General features: G+C 32.5%; 13 protein-coding genes. 7 read left to right on the top strand and 6 right to left on the bottom strand.

Features of this window, described 5'->3' with window-relative positions; translation table 11 throughout:
• The first annotated feature begins 117 nt into the window (after positions 1 to 117).
• The 5 genes from CN514_RS18120 (at position 118) to CN514_RS18140 (ending at position 4959) form a co-directional block, all read left to right on the top strand.
• Positions 118 to 1224 (top strand): MBL fold metallo-hydrolase, encoded by a 1107-nt coding sequence (locus CN514_RS18120; RefSeq protein WP_098233799.1) that lies wholly within the window; start codon positions 118 to 120, stop codon positions 1222 to 1224.
• 73 nt (positions 1225 to 1297) lie between these two features.
• Entirely contained in the window at positions 1298 to 2110 is an 813-nt protein-coding gene (locus CN514_RS18125) for an alkyl sulfatase dimerization domain-containing protein (RefSeq protein WP_286141743.1), read from the top strand.
• Between the two features lie 696 nt (positions 2111 to 2806).
• Positions 2807 to 4294 (top strand): amino acid permease, encoded by a 1488-nt coding sequence (locus CN514_RS18130; RefSeq protein ID WP_098233801.1) that lies wholly within the window; start codon positions 2807 to 2809, stop codon positions 4292 to 4294.
• Positions 4295 to 4503: 209 nt separating this feature from the next.
• Complete coding sequence (locus tag CN514_RS18135) at positions 4504 to 4692, top strand: hypothetical protein (protein WP_098233802.1); 189 nt, start codon at positions 4504 to 4506, stop codon at positions 4690 to 4692.
• A 12-nt stretch (positions 4693 to 4704) separates the two neighbouring features.
• Complete coding sequence (locus CN514_RS18140) at positions 4705 to 4959, top strand: spore coat protein (RefSeq protein WP_098233803.1); 255 nt, start codon at positions 4705 to 4707, stop codon at positions 4957 to 4959.
• 38 nt (positions 4960 to 4997) lie between these two features.
• Here the strand turns inward: CN514_RS18140 and CN514_RS18145 are convergent, their stop codons facing one another.
• From CN514_RS18145 to speB, 5 genes are all read right to left on the bottom strand, one after another.
• Complete coding sequence (locus CN514_RS18145) at positions 4998 to 5579, bottom strand: TetR/AcrR family transcriptional regulator (RefSeq protein WP_098233804.1); 582 nt, start codon at positions 5577 to 5579, stop codon at positions 4998 to 5000.
• 119 nt (positions 5580 to 5698) lie between these two features.
• Positions 5699 to 6856, bottom strand: coding sequence for an amidohydrolase (locus tag CN514_RS18150; RefSeq protein ID WP_353652080.1), 1158 nt, complete (start codon positions 6854 to 6856; stop codon positions 5699 to 5701).
• A 2-nt stretch (positions 6857 to 6858) separates the two neighbouring features.
• Complete coding sequence (locus CN514_RS26615; RefSeq protein WP_286141742.1) at positions 6859 to 7323, bottom strand: amidohydrolase family protein; 465 nt, start codon at positions 7321 to 7323, stop codon at positions 6859 to 6861.
• 23 nt (positions 7324 to 7346) lie between these two features.
• Complete coding sequence (locus CN514_RS18155; RefSeq protein WP_098233805.1) at positions 7347 to 8702, bottom strand: APC family permease; 1356 nt, start codon at positions 8700 to 8702, stop codon at positions 7347 to 7349.
• A gap of 39 nt (positions 8703 to 8741) precedes the next feature.
• Positions 8742 to 9683, bottom strand: a complete 942-nt coding sequence (speB, locus tag CN514_RS18160) for an agmatinase (protein ID WP_098233806.1) — start codon at positions 9681 to 9683, stop codon at positions 8742 to 8744.
• 196 nt (positions 9684 to 9879) lie between these two features.
• Here speB and CN514_RS25810 point away from each other — a divergent pair, with 196 nt between their 5' ends.
• Positions 9880 to 10029: a hypothetical protein gene (locus CN514_RS25810; RefSeq protein ID WP_176525962.1), complete on the top strand. Its 150-nt coding sequence runs from the start codon at positions 9880 to 9882 to the stop codon at positions 10027 to 10029.
• A gap of 91 nt (positions 10030 to 10120) precedes the next feature.
• Here the strand turns inward: CN514_RS25810 and CN514_RS18165 are convergent, their stop codons facing one another.
• Entirely contained in the window at positions 10121 to 10354 is a 234-nt protein-coding gene (locus tag CN514_RS18165) for a hypothetical protein (protein WP_098233807.1), read from the bottom strand.
• A gap of 245 nt (positions 10355 to 10599) precedes the next feature.
• On the opposite strand from CN514_RS18165, the gene CN514_RS18170 reads away from it, so the two are divergent.
• Positions 10600 to 11235, top strand: a complete 636-nt coding sequence (locus tag CN514_RS18170; RefSeq protein WP_217993935.1) for a CaiB/BaiF CoA transferase family protein — start codon at positions 10600 to 10602, stop codon at positions 11233 to 11235.
• Positions 11236 to 11473: the final 238 nt, after the last annotated feature.

Consider the following 11473-nt stretch of genomic DNA (forward strand, 5'->3'; position numbering starts at 1 on the left):
GATTTGAAAATTAGACGTTTAACATTTAATTATGAAGTAATCTAAGATGCAGCCGTTTTATATTTAGATGGAATAACAAATACACCAGCAGATATCTGAAAAAATAGGAGTAAAATCATGTTAAAAAAAATATATTCAAAAGTAATATCCATTTTTCTACTGTTATTCATTTTATTGATTAGTACATTTTATGCTAAAAATGTGTATTCTCAGGCGATGCCTCCTACGATGGATACAATTAAATCAAATGAAAAAATTTATAGTGAATTAAATTTCAATGATAAGCAAGATTTTAATGATGCTCATAAAGGGTTCATAGCACCATTAATTCATGATCAAATAAAAAATTCAAAAGGTGATATCATTTGGGATCGTGATCAATATTCAATAATAAATGATGGACCCGCGCCTTTATCAGTAAATCCATCCTTATGGAGACAAGCTCAATTACTAGATACTCCCGGGCTTTATAAGGTAGTTGATGGAGTATATCAAATTCGTGGACAAGATGTATCTGTTATGACAATTGTGGAAGGTAAAACAGGTTTAATCGTATTAGATACATTATCAACAATTGAAACTGCTAAAGCAGCAATGGAATTATATTATGCGAATCGCCCTAAAAAACCAGTCAGTGCTGTTGTTATTAGCCATAGCCATGCTGATCATTTTGGTGGGGTTAAAGAAATATTACAATACGCTTTAAAGCCAGAAAAGTTACCAATTATTGCTCCACTAAATTTTTCTAAGGAAGTAGTAAATGAGAATTTCCTGTTAGGTAATATCATGTCACGAAGAGCAGGGTATATGGTCGGAAATCTTTTATCTGTAAATAAAAAAGGATACGTAACAAATGGGATTGGTCCTAGAATTAGTACAGGTACAATCAGCTTTTTACCACCGACAATTGAAATAAAAGATAAAGTAGAAACTATGGAAATAGATGGAATAAAGTTCAAGTTTTTATTAACGTTAAATACTGAAGCACCTTCAGAAATGCATTCTTACATAAATGATTACAAAACTTTAGTAGTCGCTGAAAATACAGGTCATACGATGCATAACTTTTATACTTTAAGAGGTGCGAAAACACGAGATGCTTCGGAGTGGATAAAAGCTCTGGATGATACAATCAAATTATTTGGTAAAGAAGAGATCGAAGCATTAATTACAGCACATAGCTGGCCGTTATGGGGGAAAACTCGAGTAATACCATTTATCTAAGCAACGGGATTTATATAAATACATTCATGATCAAACAGTTCGTCTAGCAAACCAAGGATATACTGCAGATGAAATAGCTGAACAAATAAAACTACCTGGTAGCCTTGATACATATTGGGCGAATCGAGGATATTATGGTAATTTAAAGCAAAATGCCAAAGCAGTTTACAATTATTATTTAGGCTATTTTAATGGAAACCCATCTGATTTAGATCCACTTCCACAAGTAGAGAGTGGAACTAAATATGTTCAATATATGGGTGGAGAAAAGAAAGTACTGAAGCTCGCAAAAGCAGATTTTGAAAAAGGAGAATATCGGTGGGTAGCACAAGTTTTGAAAAACGTAGTCATGGCAAATCCTAATAATAAAAATGCAAAGAACTTACTAGCTGAATCTTACGAGCAATTAGGATATCAGTCCGAATCTGCAGCCTGGAGAAATTATTATTTAACAGGGGCAGAAGAACTGAGAAAAGGAATTGTAAAGTTAGATGGTTCGCAAACTATTAGTACTGTAGATCCTCAGATAATCTTAAGTATGGAAGTAAATGATTTTTTTGATTATATTTCAATTACACTTAATGGCCCAAAGGCAAATCATAATAATTTTACATTTAATGTAAATATTACTGATTTGAATACAAATTACACAATTGATATCAAGAACGCTGTTTTTAATTATAGCAAAGGTTTAACAACCCCAAATTCTGATGCATCACTATTTGTAGATAAAGTAACTTTTTATTTAATTATGCTTGGGAAACTTGATGTAAATCAGGCAATTGAAAGTGGAAAGTTAAGCATTAATGGGAATAAGCAGAAATTTAAAGAGATGTTAAATTTATTTGATTATTTCAATCAAGAGATCAATATCGTTACTCCATAAGAGAATTTAAAAATAGATGATAAAGCATTCTTCAGAAAATATGAAGAATGTTTTTTTGATTTTTTTCGTTCTAAAAATTCAGAAAACTACCAACTTTGTTTTATTCATTTTTTTGTATATGGTCGATGATCTTATAGATAAAAATTCATGACATTTCACCTGCAAATGAATGACAATTTCCTATAGACAGATTGATTAATTTTGAACTTCTAAAGAGTCTAAAGCTTTATAAAATAAGGATACAGGTTTACAAAGCGCTTTCATTATATAATTTTTACCAATCTATAAATTAATTGTTGAAGTATGTCGAATTTGGATTTAATATATATTTATTGTTTCAAATAAATATACGATTTTTGAAAATTTAACTATACTTAAATAACTCTAAATTATCTAAACAATGAAAAAACTCCTTCTATTTTTCGTCAAATTATGATAATTTTAATTAAGTACATTTCGATGATGAAAGCAAAAAAAATGAAAACGCTATCAGCATTGAAAGTATTAGATTTGTTCCTTTGTTAAATTCAGAAGGGAGGATTTTCATCTTTACATCGCTCAGTTTCCAGGCTTAAAATTAGAATGTGTTTTGCAAAATCTTGACGAATTACGAATTGTCAAAGATAGACTGGTATGCGAGCTTTTAAAGATTTAAATTCTAGGAGAAATTTTAATTTAAAATAAAGAGGTGTATTCATGCAAAATACAAACCGTAAAAGTGACTTCACTGTTCAAAGTAACGCGCCTAAAAAAGAACACTTAGAAAGAAAACTAAAAACAAGACATTTAACAATGATCGCTATGGGTGGTACGATTGGTACTGGTCTATTTCTAGCGAGTGGAGCAACAATACATGATGCAGGGCCAGGTGGAGCTCTTGTTGCTTATTTAATTGCTGGTATTATGGTTTATTTCCTAATGACTAGCTTAGCTGAAATGGCAACTCTTATTCCAATTTCGGGTTCTTTTAGCACATATACTTCAAGATTTGTCGATCCGGCTCTTGGTTTTGCTGTTGGTTGGAATTATTGGTATAACAATGCAATCATCCTTGCTTTAGAATTATCAGCTTCGGCTTTAATTATGAAATATTGGTTCCCACATACTCCAGGGATCGTATGGAGTTCTATATTCCTTGTTTTAATTTTTGGATTAAATGTACTATCTGTAAAAGGATATGGAGAATCGGAATTTTGGTTTTCAATTATTAAAGTAGCTACAATCATTATTTTTATTGTAATTGGATTATTAATGATTTTCGGTATTATGAGTGGTCATACTGGTGGATTTGATAATTTCACAAAAGGAGAAGCACCTTTTAAAGGCGGTATCTTATCAATTTTTAGTGTATTTATGATTGTAGGTTTTGCTTTCCAAGGAACCGAAATGGTTGGAGTAACTGCAGGGGAAAGTGAAAATCCTGAAAAGAACATTCCAAAAGCAATCAAACAAATCTTTTGGCGTATTTTATTATTCTACGTATTAGCGATTTTCGTTATCGGCTGTTTAATCAGCTATACAGATCCAAACTTATTAGGTGGAGATGTTGATAGTATTGCGATTAGTCCATTTACTTTAGTATTTAAACATGCAGGACTTGCTTTTGCAGCTGCTGCAATGAATACAGTTATATTAACTTCAGTTTTATCAGCGGGTAATTCAAGCTTATACGTTGGTTCTCGTGTACTATGGGTATTAGCTGAAGAAGGAAAAGCACCAAAATTCTTAAGAAAAGTAAACAAAGGTGGAGTTCCAGTAAGTGCATTAATTGCAACGACTCTAATTGGTGCGCTATGCTTTTTAACTTCATTATTTGGCGATGGTAAAGTATACTCTTGGTTATTAAATGCAGCAGGCTTAGCTGGTTATATTTCTTGGTTAGGTATTTCAATTACGCATTATCGCTTCCGTAAAGCGTATATCGCTCAAGGAAGAAAATTAAAGGATCTACCTTATTTAGCAAAATGGTTCCCACTTGGTCCAATTTTAGCAACAGTTTTATGTTTAGTTGCAATGCTTGGAACGAATTATGAAGCATTTACTGGAGACAAAATCGACTGGTATGGTGTTGCAGTTTCTTATATTGGACTACCATTATTTATTCTTGGATACCTTGGCTATAAAGTAGTGATGAAAACGAAAAAGGTTAAATTAGAAGAAGCTGATTTCAGCAGTGAGTTATAATAAAATTTAAGAAAAGTTTAAGCTCAATCTATAATCAATATAGATTGAGCTTTTTTTACGTATTTTTTTACAGTATTTTGGAAAATTAATAATGTCAATGTGTGAACTGTTCGAAAAACCTTGCTGATTAACAAAGTCAGATAAGGACAGAAACGCAGGCAGACGAAAAATGAAATATGTAATTTTTTGTTCGAAAGGAGAAATTAAGTATGAATAATGGATTAACAGAACTTGAATTAGAAAATCTTCGTCACATGATCGGAGGGCATAGCACAATCGCAAATAAATTAGAAGCATATGCTCAAAATTGCTCTGATCCTGAATTAAAAGCTTTATTAGAAAGAGATGCCCAATCAGCAATGCAATCTAGACAGCAACTTTTAAATTTTTTAGGATAAGGAGATTAGATTATGTTTCAAGATAAAGATATGGTAAATGATTATTTAGAAGGTCTAAACGCTAGCTTAAAGGGTTATGCGGGATATATTAGTGAGTCAAACAACCCTGAATTAAGACAAACTTTAATTCAATTACGCAATCAAGATGAGGCTCGTCAACGCACATTGTACAATTATGCATTACAAAAAGGATTTTACAAACCAGCTGCACCTGCAGATGACAATTTAGTTCAGCAGTTTAAATCAGAATTAACAGCTAATCAGTAATATGAAAAAAGCATTCGTTTGATCGAATGCTTTTTTTGCTATTCATTTTGAAATCCGTACCAAAAATTTCGCCAAATGTTTGATATTCTTGGCTTCATCTTTTCAGCACCATAATAAGATAACTCAATAAAAATACCATCAATTAGGCAGTAAAAAGACATGACAAAATCTTCAACATTTCCATTCCTAATTTCTCCGTTATCAATACCTATATTAATAACCGATCTTAAAACGGTAGACATTGCTTCTTCAGACTCCATAAACTGTTTATGTAATTCTTCCTTTAATGATTCAGGAGAGAAAAAGACTGCACGGTTAAGGAATGTCGACTGCTCTTCAAACTCTATATAATACTGGAATGTTAAGTTTAGAATTTGATAAAGTTGTTCTTTTGCACTTAACGAATGGATTTCTTTTATTAACTCTTCTACTTTTTTTACATGTAGCCATAAAATATTTTCATAAATCGTCAGAAATATTTCTTCTTTACTTTTAAAATGATTGTAAATGGATGGTTTTTGAATTCCCACTACTTTCGCAATATCAGACAAACTAGTACCTTCATAACCATTTTTTGAAAAAAGCGAAAGTGCAGCAGCTATAATCTTATCTTTAGTCATATAGATCCTCCGAAACTAACTGTTGTTAGCTAGATTATAAACTTTAATCTTCTCTAAGTCTAAAAAATATTTTTCAACTATTAAAAAAGCTCTGTTTTTATGAAACAGAGCTTTTTTTATTATTTTATTGTAGTGAGAGTTTTATCTTTTAAATAGACAATTTTTCCGTCACTAATTGTCATTTGAACTGAAGCTTCAAGAATTTCTTCTTTTTGCATCTGAAACAGATTTCGATCTAGCACAACAATATCAGCAAGTTTTCCTTCTTGAATTGTCCCAAGTTCATGTTCTCTTGATGTACCAAAAGCAGAGCCGTAAGTATAAGCTTTTAATGCATCTGATAGGGTGATACATTCTTCAGGATTCCAAACTGCCTTGCCACTACTATCAATTCGAGTAATAGCTCGATAGATTTGCAGTAAAGGATTAAACGAATCAATTGGGAAATCAGTTCCAAAAGAAAGTTGGGCTCCCGTCTTTTTAATTGAATTAATGGCAAATACATATTTTTCACGTTTAGAACCTATTCGTTCAGTATATGTCTCTCTCTCTGATAGGGCAAAGTGATCTGGTTGCATGGAAGCAATTACACCTAATGTATAAAATCGTGGAATATCATCTGGATGAATGACCTCAATATGTTCAATCGAATGACGTGAGTCTCTTTTACCGTTTATATTTTGTGCATTTTCATATGAATCAAGCGCCAAACGGATTGCAGCATCGCCAATAGCATGAAACCGAATATTAAATCCATGATGATCTGCATCAACAACCCAATTTTTTAAATCTTCAATTGAATGTGCAGGTAAGCCAAAAGTTTCCGGAGAATCCGAATATGGCTCTAACATAAAAGCTGTGCGGCTAGTCACTACACCATCTATAAATTGTTTTAAGCCGGAAACTCTTAATTTATCAGATTGATATCTTTCCCTTAATTGTAGGGCTTCTTTAATATCTCCGTTCAAAACAGGATAGAGATGCATTCTTACAGGAAGTTCATTTTTTAGTTCAATTTCTTTAAAGATTTCAAAGTCATCTAATTGACTCAAAGTTTCAGTGCCATATAAATTATTTACTGAAGTTACACCATTACGACTAGCTTCTTTTAGGAAGCCTCTAAATAATTCTCTTTTTTTATCTTTTGTAAAATCATATGCATATTTTGTAATGAGTGAAGAAGCTTCTTCAATTAGAATTCCTGTAGGCTCTCCATTGGACGACCTTTCAATGATACCGTTTGGCGGGTTTTTAGTCTGTTTATTTATATTAGCGATATTTAAGCTTTAGAGTTCACCCAAGTATAGTGACCCTCAGCATGGAATAAAACAACAGGACGATTTGGAAATACCTCATCTAAAGAAAAACGAGTCGGAAATTTTTTGTTTTCCCAATAGCTGGAATCCCACATAAAACCAATAATCCACTCATTTTCAGGAATTGATTTCGAAAATTCTTTAACGATCTTAACAGCTTCTAATTCTGAGCGAGCACTAAAAAGATTGACACTTTCTAATGAGAGACTCCCCATCATTGCATGAACGTGAGAGTCGTGGAAACCGGGCATAATCAAATGATTCCCAAAATGTTGGATAATTGTATGTTCGCCAATAAGCGTATTCATCTCTTCAATAGGTGCGACTGAAATAATTCGGTTTTCTAATATAGCGACTGCTAAGGGTCTTGGTTTATCCTCAAGCCCAGTAAAAACAGCCTCGCTAGATAGGACAATATCAGCTTTCATATTAATCTCCTTATCTGGTAATTTTACAATTGAACATCTAAATTTGTTTCATTAAAGTCTAATTCAGGGGGCCGTTGTCTGAAAAATTTTGTTAAGTAAAGTAAATAAATTAGGCCAGTAGCTAGCCAAATACTACCTAATACCATCGAATGAATATCTAATTTTGACCAAAATAATGCAGTGATGGCTGCACCGATGAACGGAATAACACCATACATTATCATTCCTTTAAGATTTCTCTGTTTTTTTCTACCTATAAAATGATTAATCACTGAAAGATTAACAAAGGTAAATGCGAATAGGGCTCCAAAATTAATAAAGGCAGCTGCTGTATCTAAATCTAAGAAAAGTGCTGTCAATGCAATACAACCAATTATAATAATATTGAAAATTGGAGTCCTATATCTTTGGGAGATATAACCAAAGATACGATTAGGAAGGATATTTTCACGACCCATCGCATATAAAACTCTAGCACCACTACCACCCGAAGCTACAGCAAAGGAAATAGCAGCAGTGACTGTCACACTTAGGAAAAAGGAATTTAATATATTTCCACCAACATACATAAATATGTCTACTGCTGCTGAGTCAGGATCTTTAAAAGATGTAACGTTCGGATAAATGCATTGAGCAAAATAAGTAGAAGCAATAAATAAAATGCCACCGATGATTGTAATCAAATAGATTGCCTTAGGTAATGATTTTTTTGGATTTTGAGTTTCCTCTGCTAAAGTTGTTACAGCATCAAAACCTAAAAAGCTAAAACATAGTAATGGAACAATCGATAGCAGATTTGAAAAATGAACTTTTGGATCAAGGAGTGGGGTAGTCGATAATAAATCTCCAGTTCCTTTCCCATCGATTAATCCTTTTATACTAAAAAGACAAAACAGAACGATGAAAAGAATTTGTAGTGCAAGTAATATAGCGCTTACATTTGTAGCGAATCTTATTCCAAGAATATTAATAAGCGTAACGATGATTACAAATATAAAAATGCAAATAGAAACAGGAATAATCGGTAAATAAGCATGAATAAAAATTCCAAATAATAATGCACTAATCATTGGGCTAAGCAAATAGTCTAATAAAATAACCCATCCTACAATAAATCCAACTGATGGATTTATTCCTTTTTGAACATAAGTATAGGCTGAACCAGTCGTTGGAAACTCTTTCACCATTTTTCCATAGCTGTAAGCAGTAAATAACATAACAACTAATGAAATTAAATATGCTGTTGGAATCATTCCATTCGTTGTTTTAATTGCAATACCATAAGTGGTAAAAACTGTGATGGGTGCCATAAATGATAGTCCGAATAAAATAACGTGTCCTAAGGAAAGTGAGTGTTTTAATATTGGAGAATTATTCATTCAATTTATCAACTCTTTCCAAAAGTATAGTTACCATTTTTATTTGTTCATTTTAATAATTCGTAATGTAGCTAAACTAGCAAATTCATGTACAAGTGTTGCAGCTAAAAGGGATGTAATCTGTGTTGGATCATAGGATGGCAGTACTTCAACTAAATCAAATCCAACAAAATTGAAGTCAGTTAATGATCGAATCATTTTTAAAGTTTCCATACTATTGTATCCGCCTACTTCTAGTGTTCCAGTTCCAGGCGCACAAGAAGGATCGACAAAATCAATATCAAACGTCAAGAAACATGGAGTATCACCAATTACTTCTTTCAATTCTCTTAAAATATCTTCAAAACCTCGTTCGTACATATCAGGAGTCGTAATAACATTGTAGCCTAGCTCATGGCTAGCATCTATATCTCCAGGATGATTTAATGTGCCTCGTATACCTATTTGGAAAACCTTATTAGGGATTAGAAGTCCTTCTTCATGGGCTCGGATAAAAGGTGAACCATGCCAATATTTTTCATCATAATAAGTATCCCAAGTGTCTGTATGCGAATCAAAATGAATCATCGCAACTGGCCCATGCTTTTTAGCTGCTGCTCTAAGGTTTGCAAGGGTAATTGAGTGGTCACCACCTAAGGCGATTGGGATAATATTTTGATCCATTAATTCAAACATCGCATCTTCGATTAGTTTATAACTTCGATGGATATTATGCGGAATAACGGACACATCTCCTATATCGATTGCATTGCTATCATCAAATGGATATACCTTGTGAATTGGATGATATGGAAATAGGGTCATAGAAGCTTGGCGAATTGCTTGAGGTGCAAAACGAGCACCCACACGAAACGATGCAGCCGTATCAAAAGGCATACCAACGATTGCTAATTTCGCATTTTCTTTTGCAGACGGTAATCTCATAAACGTTCCAGTTGTACAAAACTCAGGTTTTACATCGGGGGAAAGTGGATATTTCATAAAAAATCATCTCCTATTTTTTTATTTTTAATATTAACTACCGGTAGTTAGTTTAATATGATTATAGATTGTTAAATCTGAATAGTCAAACTATTTTATATTCAATTAGGAATTATTTTTTAGCTCAAATTCCAGGATATAACGACATTTATTGTAAATAATAAAATTGTTAAACAATTAATTAAGGAGGGATTTTATGCCACAGAATCAACAAAGTAAAGGTAATATGGGTACGAATATGAAATCAGGAACGAACCCACAAAAAGTAAAACAACAAATCCAAAATGATGTAAGCCAAGGTCAAGGAGCAATGACTTCTCGTGAGGCAGGGGCAATGCGTGATTAAAAAACCACTCTTGTGGTTTTTTTTCTGCTTAAAATTTTATTACTCACTGAAATAAGGTAGATAAACAAAAAAAGATGCAATAGTTGCATCTCTAGTTGTAGAACACATTTGCAATTAAGATTACTAAGGCAGATAGTACAATAAATGAAATAATAAAATAGCCTATAAATCTTATTGCTTTTGGCTTTTTAGCTAAATCAAAACTATTTCTTTTTAAAGGACTGACACCTTCTATTTTTTGTAGATCCTCTATCGGTGAATATATTTTGTGCTCATCCATATAAACTTTCTCATCAGAGTTTTCAGTTTCATGTTTTTTATTCAAAATTGCACCTACTTTTTAAAGTTTTTGGAAATTATTACCTAATATTATTCAACAACCTATAAATGAATCCTCTTTTAATTTCATTTAGTAGGTTAAAAATGGTGGACTTTTATCAATATTCAATAATATGCTTTAACATTCTCTTTTAAAAAAGGAGAGATTACAATTAATCTAGAATAATTAATGTACTAGAAAAAATTTTAGAGATGGAGTGAGGAGATCAACTTGAATAGTAGGTTAACGATATGTTAAATAAATTGAAAATTCTGGATTTTTCTCGTCTTTTACCGGGTCCCTATGCAACTATGATACTAGCGGATTTAGGTGCAGAGGTCTTACGAATCGAATCTCCATATCATCCCGACTTATTACAAACTTCACCTCCATTTGATGGAGATCAATCTGCCGCATATCAAACGATAAATCGTTCTAAAAAATCTATTACCCTTGATTTAAAATGTGAAGAAGCAACTAAAATTATCTTTAAGCTAGTGCAGGAGTACGATATTGTCATAGAGCAATTCCGACCCGGCATAATGGAAAAGCTTGGTTTAGGATATGAGCAATTAAAGAAAATAAATTCGAAACTAATTTACTGTTCAATTACTGGATATGGTCAATCAGGACCGTATCGAAATCGAGCGGGGCATGATAACAATTATCTTTCTTTAACTGGTGTGTTGAGTTATTCAACTAGAAAAAATGAACGTCCAGTTCTAATGGGTATCCAAGTTGCAGACCAAGTAGGTGGATCGTTACACGCAATTATTAGTATTTTATCGGCTGTTATTCATCGTAAACAAACTGGAGAAGGACAGTGGATTGATACTTCAATGACAGATTGTACTTTTGCATTGCAATCTTTAATGGGATCCGGTTAGTTAACTAAAAAAATTGAACCAAAGCCAGAGGAGCACTTATTAAATGGAGGTATTTTTTCTATTACGAGACTTTAGATGGACGGTTCTTTTCTGTTGGTAGTCTTGAACCTTCATTTAGAAAACAATTATGTGAAGCGTTAGGGATAAAAGAATATCTTCCTTATTCTTATAGCGAGGTTAAAGAGGAGTTAAATTTATTTAAAAATGAAGTAAAACGTGCATTTAGTAAGAAAACGTT

This window comes from Bacillus sp. AFS001701, assembly GCF_002559405.1.
Taxonomy (GTDB): domain Bacteria; phylum Bacillota; class Bacilli; order Bacillales; family Bacillaceae_G; genus Gottfriedia.